This is a genomic window from Stenotrophomonas sp. 05L413, from assembly GCF_056397945.1.
Genome location: NZ_JBFTOL010000005.1, coordinates 285,680 through 308,781, shown reverse-complemented (window position 1 = coordinate 308,781; position 23,102 = coordinate 285,680). Strand labels below are relative to the sequence as shown.

Genomic DNA, 23,102 nt, shown 5'->3' with positions numbered 1-23,102 from the left:
GTCAGTGCTCCGCCTTGGCCAGCACCCAGGCCGGCACGGGTTTGAGATCACGCACCAGCCCGAGCGCGGCCATCGCACGCAGGCCATACCAGGTGACATCCACTTCCCACCAGTAGAAGCCCTGACGCGCGGTCCCCGGGAAGAAGTGGTGGTTGTTGTGCCACCCTTCGCCGAAGGTCAGCAGCGCGAGCCACAGGTTGTTGCGGCTGTCGTCACCGGTGTTGAAACGCTGGCGGCCGAAGCGGTGCGCCAGCGAGTTGATCGTCACCGTGGCGTGGAACAGCACCACGGTGGAAATGAAGAAGCCCCACACCAGCATCTGCCCACCGCTGGTGCCCCACGACGGCGCGATACGCTCCAGCAGCGCACCCAGGCCAAACAGTGCCGCGGCCAGCGCGATCGGCACCAGCGTGTCGAAGCGGTCCAGCCAGCGCAGCTCCGGGTACTTGGCCAGATCTGGGATGCGCGACCAGTCGGTGCGGAAGCCTTCGACCGTCAGGAACCAACCCATGTGGCTCCACCAGAAGCCATGCACCGAGGGCGAATGTGGATCGGCGGCAGTATCGGTATGACGATGGTGATTGCGATGATGCGCCGCCCACCACAACGGGCCGCGCTGCACGCTGGAAGCGCCGATCAGCGCGAAGATGAACTGCACGGCCCGCGACGTCTGGAAGGTGCGATGGGAGAAGTAGCGGTGGTAGAAGGCCGTGATCGCAAACATGCGCACCGCGTACAGCGCGACCGCCACGCCGACCGCGACCCACGACACGCCCACCCAGATCACCGCCAGGCAGGCCAAGTGCATCGCCGCGAACGGGATGGCCCGCACCCAGTCCACGCGCTGTGGCTGGCCGGTTGCGGCAGCCGCATCCGTGCTGGTATCGAACCAACGCCACAGCGTGGCCCAGCGGCGTCGCTGTGCGGTGCGTCCTGCGTCGGGGGTGGGGCTGACCGACATGACTCGCTTCTCCTGAGGCGTTATCAGGAGATACGACAGGGCACGGCGTTTGGATGCACGGATCCGGAAAAAAACCGCGACTCCGTGCGATTACAGGTTGGCGATGTCGCCCTTGGCGATGATCGGGCCGGTCGGAATGCCTTGCGGCGCACCGGTCGACGGTTCCAGTGTGATCGCCAACACCGAGCCGTTCACAAGTGCATCACGCAGCGTGTCCGGCACGGCGACAGTATGCGCGCGGTCGATGGAGACCAGGCCCAGCGAACGCGGGGCGCCGCCGGCCGGGATCAGCCACAGCTCGGGGGCACGGCCGGCCGCATCGGCCGCGGCCGGGACCGGCACCATCAGCACCTTGCCCTGGGCCTTGTCGACGGACGCCAGCCAGCCCGGCGTGCCATCGTCGTGCAACAGCGGCGTGACCGGCTTGGTGGCCTGCTCCGGCTCGGCCGGTGTCGTCGGCGGGGTCGGCGTTACCGCCACCGGCGAGGGCGAAGGTGCGGTCGGCTCCAGATCGCGGCGGCTGAACACCGCGACCAGTGCCAACGCGGCGGCAAGCGCGGTCATGCCCTGCCAGAAACCGGTGCGCTGCCACACCCGCGGCGAGGCGGCCGTTGCGGCTGGCCAGCCGAGCGAGGTGCGGATGCGCGGCCACAGATGCGCGGGCACCGCTTCGGTACCGAGCGACTCGAGCAGGGGCGCAAGGCGGTTCTCCCACTGGGCCACCAATCGCGCGAAGCCGGGATCGCTGGCGATGCGGCGTTCAACCTCGGCACGCTGGGCGGCATCGAGTACGCCCAGCACGTATTCGCCGGCCAGGATGTCGGCGTTCGGCGGCTCGCCGTCGTCTTGCAGATCGTGGAGGTCGCGAACGTTCATCGTTCCAGGCACACCCGCAGTTGACCCAGCCCGCGGCGGACCCAGCTCTTCACCGAGCCCAGCGGCGAACCGATGCGGCGCGCCAATTCTTCATAGCTCGCGCCATCGAGGAAGGCCAGCCGGATCAAGGATCGCCGGCGCGGTTCCAAGGTTTCCAGGCACGCCTGCAGGCGCTCGTGGTCGGAGGCCTGCTCGGCGGCAACGGCAGGCTGTGGCGCGAGATCGGGAATCTCCTCCGCCACCGACAGATCATCCAGCGCGCGCGGCGGCGCGGCCCGCAGGCGGTCGATCGAGCGGTTGCGCGCCATCATCGACAGCCAGGTCATGGCCGCCGCCTTGGCGCGGTCGAACTGCGCCGCCTTGTTCCAGACCGTGGTGAAGACGTCCTGCAGTACCTCTTCGGCATCGCCGCGGTCGCGCAGCACGTGCAGGCAGATCGCGAACAGGCGGCCAGAGGCCAGCTGATAGACCGATTCGAAGGCCTGGCGATCGCCGCCGGCGACCCGGGCGAGCAACTCGTCCAGACGGTGGGATGCGGCGGTGGCGGCAGCGTCCAGCTCGGGCATCGCAGGCTCAATGTCGATAACGGGCGTATCGGCATCGTCCTTGCTTGCGAGGCTGGCTGCAAGGGGGCGCTCAGGCACCGCATGTCTTCACCAGCGGCTGCGTACGCGCGGCGGACAACTCGGCCGCAGGCGTGGCAACGGGAGCCGCCGGAAACTCGACCCGCACCTGCGGGTACTTGCCCTTCTCATCGCGGACGTTGCCGGTGCCGGTGAACTGCAGCAGCCGCTGGTCCGCGGTGGCATAGATCAGGGTGACCGGGGGCACCGCGAAACCGAACCACGCATCGAGCTTCATCTGCAGCTGCTCGGCAGGTTGACCCTGCCAGGTCACCGCACCCGTGCGTTGCACTTTCAGCGGCACCAGGCGCTGACGGCTGGGCAGCAGGAACTGGAACGCCACGCTCTGCCCCGCCTGCAACGCCGCCCAATGGCTGCGCACCGCCGCGTCGAAACCGGCATCCACCACCGCGCCCGGCGGAACCGCGATGGCGCGGCTGAATGTCGGTGCCTGCGCGCTGGCACGGACCGATACCTGGCGGGTAGCGGCACCGCCGCGCACGCCTTCCTGATACCCATCGCGGCCATCGTCCAAGGTGAAATCAGGCGTCTGCGGGCTGCCCTGCGGGGTCATCCACTTGCGCGCAAACGGGCGCCCGTCGCTGCAGCGGTACAGCACCAGCCGCGACTGTGCGCTTGCCGGCCCCTGCAGCCAATGGGTCTCGCGGTAGAGCAGGCGCCCATCGGCGGTGGCGTACGCGCGGCCTTCCTGGCGCTGCACGGTCTGCGCGGCGGCACTCACGGGGGCGGCGATCACCGACAGCAGCAGGATCAGGCAGGGCAAGGGCTGGCGCATGGGGGTCCAAACGGGCGGGCTTGCAGGGAGATACGCAGTTGACGGTGGTTTGGATGCAGTGGGGTGAATCGGGCAGACGACTTGACCATCGCTCGCCTTCGGCCTACCTTGTGCTCGCCGAAGGTATCCATCGCTTCATTCAGATGAAGGGATGGATTTAAACGGGAATCCGGTGAAGGCGCCTCGCGCGCCCATTCCGGAGCTGCCCCGCAGCGGTGAATGGAAACGACTCCTGCCAACAGCACTGGGCCTTCGCGCCTGGGAAGCGGCAGGTACTAGGTGGGCGCCCGCGCCCGTGTCCATCAGCCCGAATACCGGCCCCGGCCGGAGGACATGACCGTCCTCCGATTCGACCTGGAACGTCCGCGGGGAGGTTGCCGGGGCCTGCCGCCATGCCGCCTGCATGGCGCTGCCCCCGTGCGTCCGCTTCACGGCATCCGGTTCGCCCGCGGGGGCGAAGGTCGCTGGCGGGGCGGAACGGGCTGCAAGGCCCCGGACGGCGCGCGGTTCCTTCGTTCCTCAATGCCCCTACGCAATGAGGACACGTTCCAATGACCACTGTTACCAATTTGGGTTTTCCGCGCATCGGCGCCAAGCGCGAACTCAAGCGCGCGCTCGAAGCCTTCTGGTCCGGCGAGAGCACCGCCGCGTCGCTGCAGGACACCGCGGCCGAGCTGCGTGAACGCCACTGGCAGCTGCAGCGCGAGGCCGGCGTGGATGTGCCGCCGAGCAACGATTTCAGCCTGTATGACCAGGTGCTGGATGCGGCCTTCCTGTTCGATGCGATCCCGACCCGCTACCGCGCGCTCGCCGATGCCGAGCCGCTGAGCGGCTATTTCGCGATGGCGCGTGGCCTGCAGCGCGATGGCATCGACCTGCATGCGCTGGAAATGACCAAGTGGTTCGATACCAACTACCACTACCTGGTGCCCGAACTGCACGCCGGCCAGACCTTCACGGTGCGCGGCGACAAGCCGCTGGCCGAATACCGCCAGGCCAAGGCGCTGGGGATCGAGACCCGTCCGGTGCTGATCGGCCCGGTGACCTTCCTGCGTTTGTCCAAGACCACCGACGGCAGCAACGCACTGGACCTGCTGGATGCACTGCTGCCGGTGTATGTGCAGCTGCTGGGCGAGCTCAAGGCGGCCGGCGCGGCGTGGGTGCAGCTGGATGAGCCGCTGCTGGTGCAGGACCTGGACGAGGCCACACGTGCTGCCTACGAGCATGCCTACGCGGTACTGGCCCAGGCTGCCCGCCCCAAGGTGCTGGTGGCGACGTACTTTGGTGCGCTGGAGGACAACCTCGCGCTGGCCGCCTCGCTGCCGATCGATGGCCTGCATGTGGATCTGGTCCGTGCGCCGGAACAGCTCGATGCGGTGATCAAGGCGCTGCCGGCCGGTCGCGTGCTGTCGGCCGGGCTGGTCAACGGCCGCAACATCTGGCGCACCCACCTGGACAACGCGCTGGTGCTGGCGCGCTACGCGCACGGCCATGTCGGCAGCGATGCGCTGTGGCTGGCGCCGTCGTGTTCGCTGCTGCATACCCCGGTCGATCTGGACCACGAAAAGAAGCTCGATGACGAACTGCGCAGCTGGCTGGCGTTCTCCCGGCAGAAGCTCGGCGAGCTGCGCGTACTGGCCGACGCGATCGATGCACCGGCGCGTGCCGAAGCACCGCTGGCTCATTCGCGTGCGTGCATCGAATCGCGCCGTCGTTCGCCGCGCGTGCACAACACGGCCGTCGCCGCGCGCCTTTCCTCGCTGACCCCGGCCGATGCACAGCGCCACAGCCGCTACCCGCAACGCCACCTGGCCCAGGCCGCCGCGCTGAAGCTGCCGCGCTTCCCGACCACCACGATCGGTTCGTTCCCGCAGACGCTGGAGGTCCGTGAGGCGCGTGCCCGCAACAAGGCCGGCAAGCTCTCCGATGCGGACTACGATGCGTTCCTGGCCACCCAGACCGAGCACTGCGTGCGCGTGCAGGAGCAGATCGGGCTGGACGTGCTGGTGCACGGCGAGTTCGAGCGCAACGACATGGTCGAGTACTTCGGCGAGCAGCTCGATGGCTTCGCCTTCACCAGGAATGGCTGGGTGCAGAGCTACGGCTCGCGCTGCGTGAAGCCGCCGGTGATCTTCGGCGATGTGACCCGCCCTCAGCCGATGACGGTGCGCTGGTCGCAGTACGCGCAGTCGCTCACCCAGCGGCCGATGAAGGGCATGCTGACCGGCCCGGTGACGGTGCTGCAGTGGTCGTTCGTGCGCGATGACCAGTCGCGCGCGGATACCTGCCGCCAGATCGCGCTGGCCCTGCGCGATGAAGTGACCGACCTGGAAGCGGCCGGGATCGGCGTGATCCAGATCGACGAGCCGGCGATCCGCGAAGGACTGCCGCTGCGCCGCGCGCAGTGGCGCGAGTACCTGGACTGGGCAGTCGAAGCCTTCCGGATCAGTGCCAGCGGCGTGCGCGATGCGACCCAGATCCACACGCACATGTGCTATTCCGAGTTCAACGACATCATCCACTCGGTGGCTGCGATGGACGCGGACGTGATCTCGATCGAAACCTCGCGCTCGCGCATGGAGCTGCTGGATGCCTTCGTGCGCTTCCAGTATCCCAACGAGATCGGCCCGGGCGTGTACGACATCCACTCCCCCCGCGTACCCGACAAGGCCGAGATGCTGGCACTGCTGCGCAAGGCCGCCGAGGTGCTGCGTCCCGAGCAGATCTGGGTCAACCCGGATTGCGGCCTGAAGACCCGTGGCTGGCCGGAAACCCGTGCCGCGCTGGAAGCGCTGGTGGCCGCCGCGCGCGAACTGCGCGAGGAAACCGCCGACGCCAACGCCGCCTGATCCGACCCTTGTAGACAGCCCCAAGGACCCCAGCGCCGCCGTTGCCGGCGGTGGGGTCGACGAGAAACGCATGAACCCGCATGACCTGACACCGATCGACCGCCCGACCCTGTCCCTTCCCGACGGCCACACCAGGCTACTGCTGCATTCCTGCTGCGCGCCGTGCTCGGGCGAAGTCATGGAGGCGATCACCGCCTCCGGCATCGACTACACGATCTTCTTCTACAACCCCAACATCCACCCGGTGAAGGAATACGAACTGCGCAAGCAGGAGAACATCCGCTTCGCCGAGAAGCATGGCGTGCCGTTCGTCGACGCCGACTACGACACCGACAACTGGTTCGCCCGCGCCCGCGGCATGGAGAACGAACCCGAGCGCGGCATCCGCTGCACGATGTGCTTCGACATGCGCTTCGTGCGCACCGCGCTGTATGCGCACGAGAACGGCTTTGCGGTGATCAGCAGCTCGCTGGGCATCTCACGCTGGAAGGACATGAACCAGATCAACGATTGTGGCCACCGCGCCGCCGCACACTACCCGGGCATCCAGTACTGGGATTACAACTGGCGCAAGGGCGGCGGCGCCGCGCGGATGGTGGAGATCAGCAAGCGCGAGCAGTTCTATCAACAGGAATACTGCGGCTGCGTGTACTCACTGCGCGACGCCAACCGCCACCGTCGCGAGACCGGCCGCGAGCGGATCAAGCTGGGCGTGCTGTACTACGGCGACGGGACCTCGAAGCAGGGCGACGCCGACTGACCGTTGCGGGGGCGTCGGCTAGACTGGACGCCCCCACAGCCGTGAAGCCGCCATGAGCCGTTACCCCGCCGATGTCGCGTTGGTCGTGATCGACCTGCAGCCGGACTTCATGCCTGGTGGCGCACTGGCCTGCGTGGACGGCGATGCGATCGTACCGGGCATCGCCGCGGTGCTCGCCGAACGCCGGTACGCCACCGTGGTGGCGACCCAGGACTGGCACCCGGCCGACCACGCCTCCTTCGCCAGCCAGCACCCGGGGCATCTCCCGTTCGAGGCGATCCTGCTGCACGCGCAGCCGCAGACCCTGTGGCCGGATCACTGCGTACAAGGCAGCGACGGCGCCGTGCTGCATCCGGGCGTGGACTGGACGGTGGCCGACCTGATCCTGCGCAAGGGCACCCGGCGTGAGGTGGACTCGTACAGCGCCTTCCGCGAGAACCATGGTCCTGACGGCACCCGCCCGGCGACCGGCCTGGCCGGGTGGCTGCACGAACGCGGCATCCGCGAGGTGCACGTGTGCGGTCTGGCGCGCGATTACTGCGTGTTGTGGAGCGCGCAGGATGCGGTGAAGTCCGGGTTCCGGGTGAAGTTCCATTGGGACCTGACCCGGCCGGTGACCGAGGCCAATGATGGGATGGTGCGCGAGGCGTTGGCCAAGGCGAAAATCGCGCTGATCTGACGGGCGAGTCAAGGCGCCGGCCGGAACGGCGTACCGACCAACGGTCGGTACCTACCGGATCAAAGAACGACCGTCTGGTGCCGGCCGGCACTACCGGAGTGTCGTACCCACCAACGGTCGGTACCTACCGGTCAGCGGAACACGACCGTGCGATGCCCGTTGCGCAGGATCCGGTGCTCCACATGCCGCCGTACCGCGCGCGCCAGTACCTGCGATTCGGTATCGCTACCCAGCCGCACCAGATCGCGTGGCGTCATCGCGTGATCCACGCGCGCCACGTCCTGCTCGATGATCGGGCCTTCGTCCAGATCCGGGGTCACATAGTGCGCGGTGGCGCCGATGATCTTGACCCCGCGCGCGTGTGCCTGGTGGTACGGCTGTGCGCCTTTGAAGCTGGGCAGGAAGCTGTGGTGGATGTTGATCGCGCGCCCGGCCAGCGCCTCGCACAGGCGCGGCGACAGAATCTGCATGTAACGCGCCAGCACCACCAGGTCGATCTGCTCGCGCTCGACCAGATCGATGATCTGCTGCTCCTGCACGGCGCGGTTGTCCGCGTTGACCGGCAGGTGATGGAACGGCACGCCGTAGGAGCCGGCCAGGGCAGCGAAGTCCTCGTGATTGGAGGCCACCGCCGCGATATCCACCTGCAGCTGCCGGCTGTGCGCGCGGAACAGCAGGTCGTTGAGGCAATGCCCCTGCTTGCTCACCAGCACCAGCAGGCGCGCACGACGGCGGGCGTCATGCAGCTGCCAGTCCATCCCGAACTCGGCGGCCAGGGTGGCCATGCGGGCTTCCACGTCGCCCAGTGACTGCTCGGCGGCACGGTCGAAATGCACGCGCAGGAAGAACCGGCCGCTCTCGTCGTCGCCGAACTGCTGGGCATCGAGGATGTTGCAGCCCAGCTCGAACAGCAGGCCGGACACACGGTAGACGATCCCGGTACGGTCCGGGCATGACAGGGTGAGGATGGAATCGGGGCGCATCCGACCAGTGTAAGCGAGCACCGCCGGGCTGCGGACGATGCTCTCAGATGCAACCAAGGGCAGCGGGCCCCGCGACTACACCGACACCGGATCCACCTTCTCCACATCGATGCCATAGCGGTCGATCGCCACCTGCAGCTGGGCCCGTTCGATCCGGCCCTCGTCGGCCAGCGACTTGAGCGCGGCGAGCACGATGAAGTGGCGGTCCACTTCAAAGAACGTACGCAGTGACTCGCGCGTATCCGAGCGGCCGAAGCCATCGGTGCCCAACGCAGTGAAGCGGCGGCCGTCGATGAAGGGCCGGATCTGGTCACCGACGATCTTCATGTAGTCGGTGGCCACGATCACCGGGCCCGGGTGCGCGGCCAGGCATTGCTGCACATATGGCACCCGCGGCTCCTCCACGGGGTGCAGCAGGTTCCAGCGCTCGGCCGCCAGGCCATCACGGCGCAGTTCGGTGAGGCTGGTGGCGCTCCACACATCGCTGGCGATGCCGAAGTCCTGCTGCAGCAGCGTCGCCGCGGCTTCGACTTCGCGCAGGATCGCGCCGCTACCCATCAGCTGCACGCGCAGCGCGGGGTCGCTGTCGGCGGCAGCGGGATGCAGCAGGTACAGGCCCTTGAGGATGCCTGCTTCGCTGCCTTCGGGCAGTGCCGGGTGCGGATAGGCCTCGTTGAGCACGGTGATGTAGTAGTAGATGTCTTCCTGGTCCACGTACATCCGGCGCAGGCCGTCCTGGATGATCACCGCCAGTTCGAAGTTGTAGGTGGGATCGAAGGACACACAGCTGGGGATCACCGAGGACAGCACGTGGCTGTGGCCGTCGTCGTGCTGCAGGCCCTCGCCCATCAGCGTGGTGCGGCCGGACGTGGCGCCGAGCAGGAAGCCGCGGGTACGTGCATCGGCAGCCGCCCAGGCCAGGTCGCCAACGCGCTGCAGGCCGAACATCGAGTAGAAGATGTAGAACGGAATCGTGGCCAGGCCGTGGTTGCTGTACGCGGTACCGGCGGCGATCCACGAGCAGATCGCGCCGGATTCGTTGATGCCCTCCTGCAGGATCTGGCCGTCCTTGGCTTCCTTGTAATAGCTCAGCTGGCCGGCGTCCTGCGGGGTGTACAACTGGCCGAGGTAGGAGTGGATGCCGATCTGGCGGAACAGGCCTTCCATGCCGAACGTGCGTGATTCATCGGGAACGATGGGAATGATCAGCTTGCCCAGTTCGGGGTCCTTGAGCAGCGTGGTGAGGATGCGCACGAAGCCCATCGTGGTGGACTGGCCACGTTCGCCACTGCCCTGCAACTGGGTGGCGAACGCCGACAACGCCGGCACTGGCAACGGATCGACGTGGGTCACCCGCGCGGGCAGCTGGCCGCCCTGGGCCTGGCGACGCTGCGCGAAATAGCGCTCCTCGGCACTGCCCGGCGCGGGGCGCAGGTACGGCATGTCTTCCAGCTGGTCGTCGCTGACCGGCAGATCGAACCGGTCACGGAACGCACGCACGGCATCGACGCTCATCTTCTTGAGCTGGTGATTGATGTTCTGCCCTTCACCGGCCTCGCCCATGCCGAACCCCTTGACCGTCTTGGCCAGGATCACGCTCGGGCGACCATTGCCGGCGACGGCCTGCGCGTAGGCGGCGTACACCTTCTGCGGATCGTGACCGCCGCGGGCGAGCGCCCAGATCTCGTCATCGCTCAGGTCCGCGACCAGCGCCAGCAGTTCGGGATACCTGCCGAAGAAATGCTCGCGCACGTAGGCACCGTTCTGCGACTTGAAGGTCTGGTAGTCGCCATCCACGCATTCCATCATGCGCTGGCGCAGCAGGCCGGTGCGGTCCTTGGCCAGCAGCGCGTCCCAGCCGCCGCCCCAGATCACCTTGATGACATTCCAGCCGGCGGCGCGGAAGGTGCCTTCCAGTTCCTGGATCACCTTGGCGTTGCCGCGCACCGGGCCATCCAGCCGCTGCAGATTGCAGTTCACCACGAACACCAGGTTGTCCAGGCGCTCGCGGCCGGCCACCGAGATCGCGGCCAGCGATTCGGGCTGGTCCATTTCGCCATCGCCGAGGAACGCCCAGACCTTGCGGCCCTGGTGCTCCTTCAGCCCGCGGTATTCCAGATACCGCATGTAGCGCGCCTGGTAGGCAGCGGTGAGCGGACCCAGCCCCATCGAGACGGTGGGGAACTGCCAGAAGTCCGGCATCAGCCGCGGGTGCGGATACGAAGACAGACCCTCGCGATCGGATTCGCGGCGGAAGTTGTCCATGCGTTCCGGTGCGATGCGGCCTTCGACGAACGCGCGGCCGTAGATGCCGGGCGCCGAATGGCCCTGGATGTAGATCATGTCGCCATCGAAGGTGTCGGTACGGCCACGGAAGAAGTGATCGAAGCCGACGTCGTACAGCACCGCCGCGGACTGGTACGTGGCGATGTGGCCGCCCACGTTGGAGTGTTTGCCGGCGCGCAGCACCATGACCATCGCGTTCCAGCGGATCATCGCGTTGAGGCGGCGCTCGATGCCGAGATCGCCCGGATAGGCCGGCTGGCGCTCGACCGGAATGGTGTTGGTATACGCCGTCCAGACGCGGCCATGCAGATCCCCATGGCGGGCCGTGTCCAGCTCGGTCAACTGGTCCATCAGGTAATGCGCGCGCGGGCGGCCGGCGGCGTGGATGACCGCCTCCAGCGACTCACGCCATTCCTGGGTTTCCTGCGGGTCGGTATCGAGGGGGGCGAGCGCTGGGTTCATGTCATCTCCGGGGAAGGCGGCCAGGCCGTGCGCAGGACGCGACGGCAGCGGGGGCGGCACAGCGCGGACGCGGCGTCGCCCGGGCAACAGAGCCGGGCGAGCGGGCAACCTGGCGGTTGCGGGACAGGCACGATAAGCAGGGGGCCGCAGGGCGGGTAGACCGGATGGGCTTGGCGCTTTATAAAGAAATTCTTTCCAATGGAGCGCGAGAATGGCGGCCAGCATGAACATTCTCCAGTCAATCCGCAGCTTCATCCGGACCGCCGACGCCGGCAGCCTGGCCGCAGCCGCGCGCACGCTGGGGGTCAGCCCGGCAGCGGTCGGGCAGAACATCGCCCGGCTGGAGGCCCATCTGGGCGTGCGCCTGCTCAACCGCACCACCCGTACCCTGGCCCTGACCGAGCGCGGTGCGCTGTACCTCGCCCAGGTGCGCCACATCGAGCGCGACCTGCAGCGCGCCCAGGCCGCCGTGACCGACCTCGATGCCACGCCTGAAGGGCGGCTGCGGATCGCCAGCAGCACCGCGTTCGGCCGGCACGCGCTGGCCCCGTTGCTGCCCGCGCTGCAGGCCCGCTTCCGCCGCCTGGCGATCGAGCTGCTGCTCACCGACCGCAGCGTCGACCACGCGCACGAAGACGTGGACGTGAGCATCCGGATCGAACCGCAGCTGGAGGAAGGCCTGGTGGCCCGGCCGATCGCGCAGGTGCCGTTCGTGTTCTGCGCGGCACCGTCGTATCTCGCGCGGGCCGGCGTTCCGCTCACACCGGAGGCGCTGCGCGAGCATCGTTGCCTGCTGCTGCGCTACCCGCTGGATGGGCGCTATCTGCCGTGGGGCTTCGTACGCGACGGCATGCGCTTCGATGCCGAGGTGGCCCCGGCGCTGGTCAGCGACGACATCGATGCGCTGGCCGCGATGGCGGTGGCCGGCGGCGGCATCACCCGGCTGGCGGCATTCGTGGCCGCGCCCTATCTCGCGCGCGGCGAGCTGCAGGCGCTGTTCGAACCCGGCGATGCGCAGAGCACCCAGGCCTCACCGGAGCCGATGCGGTTGTTCCTGTGCGTCAGCGATCGCCGCGATCTGACCCCGAAGGTGCGGGCGCTGATGCAGCACATCATCGAGGGGCTGCCGCCGGCGTGGCGAGTGGACGCCGGCTGAGCGCAGGGGCCGCCGCGATACGCCGCCGCCCCTGCCGATCTCAGCGCCTCAGCGTTCCGGCGCGATGAACACACCGCGGGCTTCGCGCGGTTCGCAGCGCAGGTACTGCGGTGCCGGAGCCACCGAATCGCCCAGTGCCGCGGCGGCATGCCACGGCCAGCGCGGGTCGTAGAGGATGCCGCGGGCCAGCGCGATCGCATCGGCATGACCATGGCGCAGGATCGATTCGGCCTGCGAGGGCTCGGTGATCAGGCCCACCGCGATGACCGGCATGCGCAGCTTGTGCGCCTTGATCGCCTGCGCGAACGGCACCTGGTAGCCCGGCGACAGCGGTATCTGCTGGCGCGGGTCGTTGCCACCGCTGGAGACATGCAGGAACTGGCAGCCGCGCGCGTCCAGCACATGCGCCAGGGTCGTGGTCTGCTCGATATCCCAGCCGCCGGCCACCCAGTCGCTGGCGGAGATGCGCACACCCACCGCGATGCGATCGGAGACGGCCTCGCGCACGGCATCGAACACGCGCACCAGCAGGCGCATGCGGTTCTCCAGCGAGCCACCGTACTCATCCTCGCGGCGGTTGCTCAGCGGCGACAGGAACTGGTGCAGCAGGTACCCGTGCGCGGCGTGCAGTTCGATCAGGTCCATGCCGACGCGTTCGGCGCGACGGGCCGCAGCCGCGAAGGCTTCGACCACCGCATCGATACCGGCCAGGTCCAGTTCGGTCGGCGTCGGGTCGGTCTTGGCGAACGGCAGCGCAGACGGCGCGACCGTGGGCCAGGCACGCGGATCGGATGGGTCCATCGCACCGCCACCTTCCCACGGCTTGTTGACCGAGGCCTTGCGGCCAGCGTGACCCAGCTGCACGCCCAGCGGCATCGGCGACCACTGCTTGACCGAGGCCACGACCGCGGCCAGCGCGGCTTCGGTGGCGTCATCCCACAGGCCCAGATCGGCCCAGCTGATGCGGCCTTCCGGCAGCACGGCGGTGGCTTCCAGGATCAGCAGGCCGGCGCCGGACTGCGAGAGCTGCCCGAGATGGATGCGGTGCCAGTCGTTGGCAAGGCCGTCGACGCAGGAGTACTGGCACATCGGCGCGATCACGATGCGGTTGGGCAGGGTCAGCGGGCCGAAGGGGATGGAGGAGAAGAGCTGGCTCAAGGGGGGAACTCGGGAAGAGGAAATGTAACCGGGCGCCATTGCACTCCTGTGCGGCGGCGGAGGCAACCGTGCCAGTGGATCAGTGTTTCGTAGCGGCTCAGGCGGCGGCGGTTCCCGGCAGCAGGAAGGCCAGCGCCTCGGCGCAGGATTGGTCGACTTTCAGGCTCAGCAGCGCGTCGGCACGGGTGAGGCCGCGGTTGAGCGCAGCGATCGGCACCCCGGCCTGGGCGGCCGCCTGCACGAAGCGGAACCCGGAATAGACCATCAGCGAGGAGCCGACCACCAGCACCGCATCGGCCCGCTGCAGATGGTCGTGGACGGTGGCGACCCGCTCGCGCGGCACGCTTTCACCGAAGAACACCACATCCGGCTTGAGCACGCCGCCGCAGGCCGGGCAAGCCGGCACCTGGAAGGCGGAGAAATCCATCTCCAGATCGGCATCGCCATCGGGCGCCTGCCCGGCCTCCAGATGCTCCCAGCCGGGGTTGAGCGCCAGAAGCCGGTGCTGGAACGCCTCGCGCGGGGTGCGTGCTTCACAGCCCATGCAGCGCACCTGGTCCAGCCGCCCATGCAGATCGATCACCGCCTCGCTGCCCGCCCGCTGATGCAGCCGGTCCACATTCTGAGTGAGCAGCAGCTCGACCTGGCCCCGGGCTTCCAGCGCGGCGAGCGCGGCATGCGTGCCGTTCGGCTGGGCCCACCCGAACCGGGGCCAGCCCAGCAGGCTGCGCGCCCAATAACGCTGGCGGGTGGCCAGCTCGCCCATGAAGGCCTGGTAGGTGACCGGCGGCGTCCGCTTCCACTGCCCATCGGCATCGCGGTAATCCGGGATGCCCGAATCGGTGCTGCAGCCTGCGCCGGTCAGCACGAACAGGCGCTGGGCGCGGTCGATGAACTCGGCGAGAGGTGTGCTCATGATCAGCAGATGGGGGCGCAGGGACAGAGAGGCAATCGCTGCCCGCTTACGGGCCCGGGATGTCACCCGGCAGCGACGGGACGCTGGTCGGATGGCCGTCGGCATCCAGCGCGATCATCACGAAGTGTCCGCGCGTGCACAGCTTGCGCTCACCGGTGTGGAGGTCTTCGGCGATCAGTTCGACCTCCACCTTCATCGAGCTGCGGCCCACTTCAACGATGCGGCCGACGGTCTCCACCATCTGGCCGATGCGGATCGGCAGCTTGAAATCGACCTGGTCCGAGCGCGCGGTGACCACGGTGCGGCGGGAGTAGCGGGCGGCGGCCAGGAACGCCGCCTTGTCCATCCAGGCCAGTGCCTGGCCACCGAACAGGGTGCCCAGGTGATTGGTGTGGTTGGGGAACACGATCTCGGCCATGCGGACTTCGATGGGCGGGATGGTTTCAGGGATGGGGGTCATGGCGGGGGCCGGGAATGTGTGTGGGGTGGCGCGGATGATACGACAGGGGATGGTTGGGGGTCGCGTACAGCGTTCTTGGCGATACCAAGGGCTGCATTGATGGTCAGCGCACGTTGGTAATAACCGCCTTTCCAACCGCAATGGAAGATCCATGGGAAGTGACCCGGGTAGGCGAATGCAGGACCGTTGGGCCGCATGGATGCGGCCCACGAGCCTACAAGGACGTATTTACGGCGGGTCCAGCATTCGCCTGCCCGGGTCACTTCTACTCGCAGCATCCGGACGCCAACGCTCTTGCTTCAACGCTTCAACGCTTCAACGCTTCAACGCTTCAACGCTTCAACGCTTCAACGCTCAAGCAAGTAGAGCGCAAACAAAAAAGCCCCGGAACATGTCCGGGGCTTTTCGAAATCACGACGTGAGCGTCAGATCAGAACGACATGTCGAACGACACTTCGCCCTTCACGCCCACCTGGTAGGCCGACGAACGACGCTCGAAGAAGTTGGTCAACTCCTGCACATCCTGCAGCTCCATGAAGCTCAGCGGATTGCGCACGTTGTACTTCTTCTCCATGCCCAGGCGATGGAAATGATTGTCCGCGCAATGCTGCAGATACTGGCGCATGTCACGCGTCGAAATGCCCGCCACACCGCCCGACAGCACGTCCTCGGCGAACTGCACTTCGCACTCGATCGCATCGGCCAGCATGTCGTAGACCTCCTGCTTCATCGCATCGTCGAACAGGTCCGGCTCTTCCTCGCGGATCACATCCACGCACTCGAAGGCGAACTCCATGTGCGCGCTCTCGTCGCGGAACACCCAGTTGGTGCCCGAGGCCAGACCGTTGAGCAGGCCGCGCGAACGGAAGTAGTACACGTAGGCGAAGGCCGCGAAGAAGAACAGGCCCTCGATGCATGCCGCGAAGCAGATCTGGTTGAGCAGGAACTGGCGACGCTCATCACGGGTCTCGATGCGCTTCAGGTTCTGGATCGAATCGATCCACTTGAAGCAGAAGTCCGCCTTCTTCTTGATCGAATCGATGTTCTCCACCGCGTCGAACGCCTTGGCGCGCTCGTCCGGATCCGGCAGGTAGTTGTCCAGCAGGGTCAGGTAGAACTGCACGTGCAGCGCTTCTTCGTACAGCTGGCGCGACAGGTACATGCGCGCTTCCGGCGCATTCAGATGCTGATACAGGTTCAGCACCAGATTGTTGGACACGATCGAATCGCCGGTGGCGAAAAACGCGACCAGACGGTGGATCAGGTGGCGCTCGCCCGGCGACATCTTGCCGTGCAGGTCACTGATGTCGATCTGGAAATTGATTTCCTCGACCGTCCAGGTGTTCTTGATCGCATTGCGATACATGTCATAGAACTGCGGGTAGCGCATCGGGCGCAACGTCAGTTCAAAACCTGGATCGAGCAGCATTTGAGCAGGCTTGTCGGCCATGGTGTTTCGTCCTTCTTGGCGACTACCGACCAACGGTCGGTAGCTACCGAATGTGTGATTTTCCGTCCGTGCACCCGGCGGTGCCGGCCGGGTGGGCCGGCACGCCTTGTTTACTGGCACGCCTCGCAGCTTTCCGGGTTTTCCAGCGAGCAGGCGACGGCTTCGACCGGGGTGTAGCTGCTGACGGTCGTCTTGGCGATCTTGGTCGCCGGGCGCGAACGCAGGTAGTACGTGGTCTTGATGCCCTGCTTCCAGGCGTACATGTACATGGAGGACATCGCGCCGATGTTCGGGCTTTCCATGAACAGGTTGAGCGAGGCGGACTGGTCGATGAACGCGCCGCGGTCGGCGGCCATGTCGATCAGCGAACGCATCGGCAGTTCCCAAGCGGTGCGGTAGATGTGGCGCAGCGTTTCCGGGATCTGGGTGATGCCCTGGATCGAGCCTTCGGCCAGCTTGATCGCGTCGCGCATTTCCGGGGTCCAGTGGCCGAGCTTCTTCAGCTCGTTCACCAGGTAACGGTTGACCTGCAGGAAGTCGCCGGACAGCGTTTCGCGCTTGAACAGGTTGGACACCTGCGGCTCGACGCACTCGTAGCAACCGGCGATCGAGGCGATGGTCGCGGTCGGGGCGATCGCGATCAGCAGCGAGTTGCGCAGGCCGTGTTCCTTGATGCGCTCACGCAGGGCATCCCAACGTGCGGTGTCTTCGGGCACCACGTTCCAGGCATCGAACTGCAGCTCGCCGCTGGCCGCACGGGTGTCGGCGAAGGACGGGTGCTTGCCGCGTTCCTGGGCCAGCTCGCACGAGGTTTCCAGCGCGTGGAAGTAGATCGTTTCGGCGATCTGCTTGGACAGCGCGCGGGCTTCGGCACTGTCAAAGGCCAGACGCTTGCGGAAGAACACGTCCTGCAGGCCCATGCAGCCCAGGCCGACCGGGCGCCAGCGCAGGTTGCCGCGGCGGGCGGTTTCGATCGGGTAGAAGTTCAGGTCGATCACGCGGTCGAGCTGACGCACGGCCAGGCGCACGGTGTCGGCCAGCTTGTCGAAATCGAACTCCCCGTGGCCATCGAAATGATTGCCCAGGTTGATCGAGCCCAGGTTGCACACCGCGGTCTCTTCGGCCGAGGTGATTTCCAGGATTTCGGTGCACAGGTTGGACAGGTGGATCACGTTGCCCGGGCGCAGCGTCTGGTTGCTGGCGCGGTTGCACTTGTCCTTGAAGGTCATCCAGCCGTTGCCGGTCTCGGCCAGGGTACGCATCATCCGCGAGTACAGCTTGCGTGCGGAGATGGTGCGCTGGGCCTTGCCCTGGGCTTCGGCCTGCAGGTAAGCCTGTTCGAAGGCTTCGCCGAACAGATCGGTGAACTCGGGCACCACGCTCGGATCGAACAGCGACCATTCCTGGTCGGCCTCGACGCGCTGCATGAACAGGTCGGGGATCCAGTTGGCCAGATTCAGGTTGTGCGCACGGCGCGATTCGTCGCCGGTGTTGTCACGCAGTTCGAGGAAGTCCTCGATATCGGCGTGCCAGGTTTCCAGGTACACACAGGCCGCGCCCTTGCGCTTGCCACCCTGGTTCACCGCCGCCACGGACGAATCCATGGTCTTCAGCCACGGCACGATGCCGTTGGAATGGCCGTTGGTCGACTTGATCAGCGAACCACGCGAACGCACGCGGCTGTAGCTGACGCCGATGCCGCCGCTGAACTTGGAGAGCTGGGCGATATCGCCGTACTTGGCGTAGATCGACTCCAGCGAATCCTGCGGCGAATCCAGCAGGAAGCACGAGGACAGCTGCTCGTGCGTGGTGCCGGAGTTGAACAGGGTCGGGCTGGACGGCAGGTAATCCAGGTTGCCCATGCGCTTGTACAGCGCGAGGGTTTCCGGCACGTCTTCGCTCAGCGCGCTGGCGATGCGCAGGAAGAACTGCTGCGGGGTCTCGATCACCTTGCGGGTGTGCGGATGACGCAGCAGGTAACGGTCGTACAGGGTACGCAGGCCGAAGTAATCGAAATGCAGGTCCAGCGACGGATCGATCGCGTCGTTGAGCTTGCGGGCGTTGACCTGCACGAATTCCAGCAGGCGCGCGTTGATCAGGCCCACTTCGTGGCCGCGGCCGACCGACTGCGAGAACGCATGGATTTCCTGGCCGGACACTTCCTTGGCGATGAAGTTGGCCAGCAGGCGCGCAGCGAGGCGGCCGTATTCGGGCTCTTCACCGATCAGCAGCGCCGAGGTGCGGATGGACAGTTCGTCCAGCTCCTGGGTGGTCGCGCCGTTGTACAGGCCGGAGATGGTGCGGGTCGCAACGCGCATCGGATCCACCGCATGCAGACCTTCGCAGCAGCGCTGTACAGCGCGCACGATCTTGTTCAGGTCCACCAGTTCGGTCGTGCCATTGCGCTTGGTCACGCTCATGGCGGTCGCCGTGGGCGGCGAGGTCAGCAGGAATTCGCTTTCCTTATCGATAGCTGCGCTGGTTTCGGTGCTCACGGCGTTTTCCTCTTGGCGTGATTTGGGGTGGTACAGCGGGGTCTGCCTGGCAGGCGCCGGAACCGATGCAGAGATGCTCAGGGTGGACTATCGGCGTCGCAGGAGCCGCGACCCGGGCAGGCAAGCCTGCGGGCGGTTCCCCTGCGTCACCGGTCCTCTCCCCCCGGAGAATCCTGCGACCGGCACCACACGCTGTACTTCGTGCGGTTGTCAGTAGGTCTTCAGGCCATCGGCGTGAAGGCAATACTCCCGTCGACTTGTGGTCGGCGGTACCGACGGCCACAAGATAGTGGGGGTACCAGGTGTCGTCAACGCCAAATGTAGTGAATTTCTCCAATCCCTTGCGGCGCAAGGACCGGGCCTGAAGGGCGTCCGACGAACGGTCTGGACCCGTCGAAAGCGAGTGCGCAGTCAAGGCCAAAACGTCGATGCCGGATGCGACGCAGGGTCGCGAAAAACGGAACAGCGGGCCTCACACCGGCCTAACGAATGACCGCCGGTCAGGGTGACTTCCGACCCGCGCCGGGGTGGCTGCGGGGTGCCACGCTCTGATACGCCTCCTTATATATGAACGCGACCATGCGCCTGCCCCTGACCGGCTGTCTGATGTTGGGCCTGACCCTGGCCGGTGCTGCCGCTGCCGGCGGGACCAAGGCGCCAGCGCTTTCCTCACGCCAGTGCGGGGTGAGCACGCCCTACAACGTGCTGGTGGACAGCGGCGGGATCTGGCTGCGCAACCGCGAGCAGGTGCCGGCGGAGATCTTCTTCCACGATGGCGAGCTGAACATCGATCGCCAGCCGATCCCGGTCAGCGACGCCGACGCCCAGCGCCTGCGCCAGCTCGAATGGGGCACCCGCCAGCTGGTGCCTGCCGTGGCCGGAGTGGCCGGCGAGGCCACGGACATCGCCTTCGATGCGCTGGGCGCCACGGTGGAAATCATGACCGGCAGCCGCCGCAGGGCGCGCGAGGTGGACGGGCTGCGCAAGGATGCCCACGCGTACGTCGGCCGTACCCTTGGCCGCGGGATCTGGGAGCAGGATCTGTTCGGCGAGCAGTTCGAGGCGCGCATCGAGCAGGCCGCCGAGTCGATGTCGGCCTCGCTGGCCCGCGGCGTGATGTGGACGATGCTGACCGGCGGCTCGGACCGGATCGAGGCCCGCGCCGAGCAGATGGAGGCCGACCTGGAGCGCCGCATGGAGGCGCGCGGGCAGGCGCTGGAGGCGCAGGCCCAGTCGCTGTGCACGCAGGTGCTGGCGCTGGATGCGATCCAGCAGTCGCTGGAGGTGCGCTACCAGGGCAAGCCGCTGGCGATGATGGTGATGGACCGCGACGATGACGCAGCGGTGCCGATCGCGCACGAACTGCCGCGCGGAGATGCGTTGGTGTTGCCGCCGTTGTAGAGAGCATCCACGCATGGCGCGGAGCTACGCGCGGTGCGGGGTGCCCAGGTACTCGGCGCTCTGCATTTCGATCAGGCGCGAGGCGGTACGTTCGAACGCGCCCTGCAGGCGGATGCCCGAATACAGCCCGACCGGTGAATCGGTCGCGGTGCAGACCAGGTTGACGTGGCGGTCGTACAGCTCGTCGATCAGGTTGACGAAGCGGCGCGCGGCATCTTCGTTGAGTGTGTCGAAGTGCGGGATGTCCCCGAGCAGCACGGTGTTGAACTCGTGCGCGATCTCGATGTAATCCGAGGGGCCACGCGGGCCTTCGCACAGCGCCTTGAAATCGAACCAGACGATGCTCTTGCCGCGGCCGCGCACCGGAATCTTGCGCGCCTCGATCTCGATGTTGCCCGCCTTGGCCGGCTGCCCACCGCTGAGCTCGGCCCAGCGGCCGGCCAGCCAGGCATCGCTGCCGGCATCGATCGGGGACTGGTACACCGGCGAGCGGGTCAGCGCGCGCATGCGGTAGTCCTCGGTGCCTTCGGCGTACAGCTCCACGCAGTAGGTCTGCAGCAGCCCGATCGCGGGCATGAAGCTGTCGCGCTGCAGGCCGTTGAGGTACAGGTTTTCCACGGCGGTATTGGAGGTGGTCACCAGGGTCACCCCCTCGGCGAACATGCGCTCGAGCAGGCGCGCCAGCAGCATCGCATCGCCGATGTCGGTGACGAAGAACTCGTCCAGCACCAGCACGCGCAGTTTGCTGCGCCACTCCTGGGCGATCTTCGCCAGCGGATCGCTTTGCCCCTGGTGCTCGCGCAGGCGCTCGTGGATGCCACGCATGAAACGGTGGAAATGGGTGCGGTACTTCTGCTCGATCGGCAGGCCGTCATAGAACAGATCGACCAGGAAGGTCTTGCCGCGCCCCACCCCGCCCCAGAAGTACAGGCCCTTGACCGGCTCGGGCTTCTTCCAGAATGCGGAGAGGCGATCCAGCCAGCCGTCCTGCGCGCTGTCGACCAGCGCCAGATGGATGCGGTCCAGCTCGGCCAGGGCGGCGTGCTGGGCCGGGTCGTTCTGCCATTCGCCCCGGGCCACGCCATCGGCGTAGCGCTGCGACGGGGTCATCACGGTCTCGCTCATGCTGCGTCGGGGGCCGCGTCGGAGGCGCCGTTGGGCAGCCACTGCTTGACGCCATGGATGAGCGCGCCGCGCAGGTCGACGATCTTGCGGTGGAAGAAATGGCTGGTATCGGGCATGCGCACCAGTTCGTGCGGTGCGTCCAGGCCGTCCAGCCAGTCATAGACCGCCTGCGGATCGACGATCTCGTCTTCCTCGCCCTGGATCACCAGCCACTGGGCCGGGGGCTGCATGCCCTCGAAGTCCCAGCGCCCGGCGGGCGGCGCGATCGAGATCAGCGTGGTCGGCTGCAGGTCGCCCGCGGCGCGCAACGAGACGTACGCACCAAAGCTGAAACCGGCCAGCCACAGGTCCTGGCCCGGCCGCTGTGCACGGACCCAGGCGGCAACGGCCTTGAGGTCGTCCTGCTCGCCCACGCCGTTGTCGAAGCTGCCGGCCGAATCGCCGACGCTGCGGAAGTTGAAGCGCACGGTGGCGATGCCCAGGTCGCGCAACGAGCGCGCGGCCATGGTCACCACCTTGTTGTGCATGCTGCCGCCCTCGGTGGACAGGGGGTGGCAGACGATCGCCACCACCGGCTGCACCGCGACATCGGCCTCGGGCAGATCAACCACGACATCCAGCGGACCGACCGGTCCGTCCAGCGTCAGCGCACCGCTTTCTTGGGGAAATGGGGGATTGTGCATGGCGTCATAATACCGTCCCTCCGCGTGCTTCACCGCCGCCCCCGCCGGATCCGTACATGCACTATCTGGTTTTCAGCGTTCTCTGCAGCGTGCTGGTGTCGGTCCTGCTGAAGCTGGCGCCGCGCCAGCGGCTGGACATGCCGCAGGTGGTGACCTGGAATTACCTGGTCGCCAGCGTGCTCAGCGCGGTGCTGCTGCAGCCCTCGCTGGCCTCGCTGCAGACCCCGCACGCGCCGTGGGCCGCCCTGCTCTGCCTGGCCGTGGCGTTGCCGGCGATCTTCCTGATGATGGCCCGCGCAGTGACCCGCGCCGGGATCGTGCGCAGCGATGTGGCCCAGCGGTTGTCGCTGCTGCTTTCGCTGCTGGCTGCGTTCCTGGTGTTCGGCGAGACCGCCAACGGCTGGAAGCTGGCCGGCCTGGGGCTGGGCCTGCTGGCGATCCTGGGGATCAGCGTGCGCCCGCGCGTCGGGGCGGCCGAACCCACTGGCGGGCGGGCCTGGCCGTGGCTGCTGGCGGTGTGGGTGGGCTACGCCCTGGTCGACATCCTGCTCAAGAAGGTGGCGTTGTCGGGTACGCCTTCGATGGCGGCACTTCTGGTCAGTTTCAGCCTGGCCTTCGTGCTGATGCTCATCCTGCAGCTATGGCGCCACCTGCGCGGCATCGCCCGCCTGCAGTGGCGCAACGGGGTCGGCGGCGCCCTGCTCGGCCTGCTCAACTTCGGCAACATCCTGTTCTACGTGCGCGCCCACCAGCATCTGCCGGACAGCCCGGCGGTGGTGTTCGCCGGCATGAACATCGGCGTGGTGGTGCTGGGCGCGCTGGTGGGCATCCTCGGTTTCGGCGAGCGCACCAGTGTGTGGAACCGGGTAGGCCTGGGGTTGGCCGTCGTGGCGATCGGGTTGATCGCATGGGGCACGTGGTAACCGATTGATGCGGTGCCGGCCCGCGGCCGGCACTACCAAGGCAACGCGCCGGTGACCGGT

At 67.1% G+C, this 23,102-nt stretch carries 19 protein-coding genes and 1 riboswitch; of the genes, 6 read left to right on the top strand and 13 right to left on the bottom strand.

Annotated elements, in window-relative coordinates; genetic code table 11:
* Position 1 precedes the first annotated feature (1 nt).
* From AC1DIQ_RS13320 to AC1DIQ_RS13305, 4 genes are all read right to left on the bottom strand, one after another.
* On the bottom strand, positions 2-961 hold the full coding sequence (locus AC1DIQ_RS13320; protein WP_478050207.1) for an acyl-CoA desaturase: 960 nt from the start codon (positions 959-961) through the stop codon (positions 2-4).
* 90 nt (positions 962-1,051) lie between these two features.
* Positions 1,052-1,837: an anti-sigma factor gene (locus AC1DIQ_RS13315; protein WP_478050206.1), complete on the bottom strand. Its 786-nt coding sequence runs from the start codon at positions 1,835-1,837 to the stop codon at positions 1,052-1,054.
* A complete protein-coding gene (locus tag AC1DIQ_RS13310) occupies positions 1,834-2,403 on the bottom strand; it encodes a sigma-70 family RNA polymerase sigma factor (RefSeq protein ID WP_478050205.1) in 570 nt (189 codons plus the stop codon). Before AC1DIQ_RS13310 ends, AC1DIQ_RS13315 begins: the two co-directional genes overlap by 4 nt.
* 70 nt (positions 2,404-2,473) lie before the next feature.
* Positions 2,474-3,256 carry a hypothetical protein gene (locus AC1DIQ_RS13305; protein ID WP_478050204.1) on the bottom strand — a complete coding sequence of 261 codons (783 nt, stop codon included), beginning with the start codon at positions 3,254-3,256 and terminating at the stop codon, positions 2,474-2,476.
* Between the two features lie 103 nt (positions 3,257-3,359).
* A riboswitch (cobalamin riboswitch) is annotated at positions 3,360-3,593 on the top strand.
* A gap of 214 nt (positions 3,594-3,807) precedes the next feature.
* Here AC1DIQ_RS13305 and metE point away from each other — a divergent pair.
* From metE to AC1DIQ_RS13290, 3 genes are all read left to right on the top strand, one after another.
* On the top strand, positions 3,808-6,105 hold the full coding sequence (metE, locus tag AC1DIQ_RS13300; RefSeq protein ID WP_478050203.1) for a 5-methyltetrahydropteroyltriglutamate--homocysteine S-methyltransferase: 2,298 nt from the start codon (positions 3,808-3,810) through the stop codon (positions 6,103-6,105).
* A gap of 70 nt (positions 6,106-6,175) precedes the next feature.
* Positions 6,176-6,865, top strand: coding sequence for an epoxyqueuosine reductase QueH (locus tag AC1DIQ_RS13295; RefSeq protein ID WP_184997340.1), 690 nt, complete (start codon positions 6,176-6,178; stop codon positions 6,863-6,865).
* A gap of 52 nt (positions 6,866-6,917) precedes the next feature.
* Positions 6,918-7,544 carry a nicotinamidase gene (locus tag AC1DIQ_RS13290; RefSeq protein ID WP_478050202.1) on the top strand — a complete coding sequence of 209 codons (627 nt, stop codon included), beginning with the start codon at positions 6,918-6,920 and terminating at the stop codon, positions 7,542-7,544.
* 131 nt (positions 7,545-7,675) lie between these two features.
* On the opposite strand, the gene purU is transcribed toward AC1DIQ_RS13290, so the two are convergent.
* Positions 7,676-8,527 (bottom strand): formyltetrahydrofolate deformylase, encoded by an 852-nt coding sequence (gene purU / locus AC1DIQ_RS13285; protein WP_121044317.1) that lies wholly within the window; start codon positions 8,525-8,527, stop codon positions 7,676-7,678.
* A 75-nt stretch (positions 8,528-8,602) separates the two neighbouring features.
* Complete coding sequence (gene aceE / locus AC1DIQ_RS13280) at positions 8,603-11,275, bottom strand: pyruvate dehydrogenase (acetyl-transferring), homodimeric type (protein ID WP_478050201.1); 2,673 nt, start codon at positions 11,273-11,275, stop codon at positions 8,603-8,605.
* 223 nt (positions 11,276-11,498) lie between these two features.
* Between aceE and AC1DIQ_RS13275 the strand changes: the two genes are divergently transcribed.
* The gene (locus tag AC1DIQ_RS13275; protein WP_183073836.1) at positions 11,499-12,431 is read left to right on the top strand and encodes a LysR substrate-binding domain-containing protein; all 933 of its coding nucleotides are present in this window, start codon (positions 11,499-11,501) and stop codon (positions 12,429-12,431) included.
* Between the two features lie 48 nt (positions 12,432-12,479).
* On the opposite strand, the gene AC1DIQ_RS13270 is transcribed toward AC1DIQ_RS13275, so the two are convergent.
* The 5 genes from AC1DIQ_RS13270 to AC1DIQ_RS13250 form a co-directional block, all read right to left on the bottom strand.
* The gene (locus AC1DIQ_RS13270) at positions 12,480-13,628 is read right to left on the bottom strand and encodes an NADH:flavin oxidoreductase/NADH oxidase (RefSeq protein ID WP_478050200.1); all 1,149 of its coding nucleotides are present in this window, start codon (positions 13,626-13,628) and stop codon (positions 12,480-12,482) included.
* A 58-nt stretch (positions 13,629-13,686) separates the two neighbouring features.
* A complete protein-coding gene (locus tag AC1DIQ_RS13265; protein ID WP_121044329.1) occupies positions 13,687-14,505 on the bottom strand; it encodes an NAD-dependent protein deacetylase in 819 nt (272 codons plus the stop codon).
* A 46-nt stretch (positions 14,506-14,551) separates the two neighbouring features.
* Positions 14,552-14,965, bottom strand: coding sequence for an acyl-CoA thioesterase (locus tag AC1DIQ_RS13260; protein WP_019184839.1), 414 nt, complete (start codon positions 14,963-14,965; stop codon positions 14,552-14,554).
* A gap of 430 nt (positions 14,966-15,395) precedes the next feature.
* Positions 15,396-16,415, bottom strand: coding sequence for a ribonucleotide-diphosphate reductase subunit beta (locus tag AC1DIQ_RS13255; protein WP_121044332.1), 1,020 nt, complete (start codon positions 16,413-16,415; stop codon positions 15,396-15,398).
* 110 nt (positions 16,416-16,525) lie between these two features.
* Complete coding sequence (locus AC1DIQ_RS13250) at positions 16,526-18,910, bottom strand: ribonucleoside-diphosphate reductase subunit alpha (RefSeq protein WP_121044335.1); 2,385 nt, start codon at positions 18,908-18,910, stop codon at positions 16,526-16,528.
* Between the two features lie 579 nt (positions 18,911-19,489).
* Here AC1DIQ_RS13250 and AC1DIQ_RS13245 point away from each other — a divergent pair.
* Complete coding sequence (locus tag AC1DIQ_RS13245) at positions 19,490-20,311, top strand: DUF2884 family protein (protein WP_478050199.1); 822 nt, start codon at positions 19,490-19,492, stop codon at positions 20,309-20,311.
* Positions 20,312-20,335: 24 nt separating this feature from the next.
* Here the strand turns inward: AC1DIQ_RS13245 and zapE are convergent, their stop codons facing one another.
* Together zapE and AC1DIQ_RS13235 are read right to left on the bottom strand one after the other, a co-directional pair.
* The gene (gene zapE, locus AC1DIQ_RS13240) at positions 20,336-21,436 is read right to left on the bottom strand and encodes a cell division protein ZapE (protein WP_121044337.1); all 1,101 of its coding nucleotides are present in this window, start codon (positions 21,434-21,436) and stop codon (positions 20,336-20,338) included.
* Positions 21,433-22,119: an alpha/beta hydrolase gene (locus AC1DIQ_RS13235; RefSeq protein WP_121044340.1), complete on the bottom strand. Its 687-nt coding sequence runs from the start codon at positions 22,117-22,119 to the stop codon at positions 21,433-21,435. Before AC1DIQ_RS13235 ends, zapE begins: the two co-directional genes overlap by 4 nt.
* A 56-nt stretch (positions 22,120-22,175) precedes the next feature.
* On the opposite strand from AC1DIQ_RS13235, the gene AC1DIQ_RS13230 reads away from it, so the two are divergent.
* The gene (locus AC1DIQ_RS13230; RefSeq protein WP_478050198.1) at positions 22,176-23,042 is read left to right on the top strand and encodes an EamA family transporter; all 867 of its coding nucleotides are present in this window, start codon (positions 22,176-22,178) and stop codon (positions 23,040-23,042) included.
* Positions 23,043-23,102 lie beyond the last annotated feature (60 nt).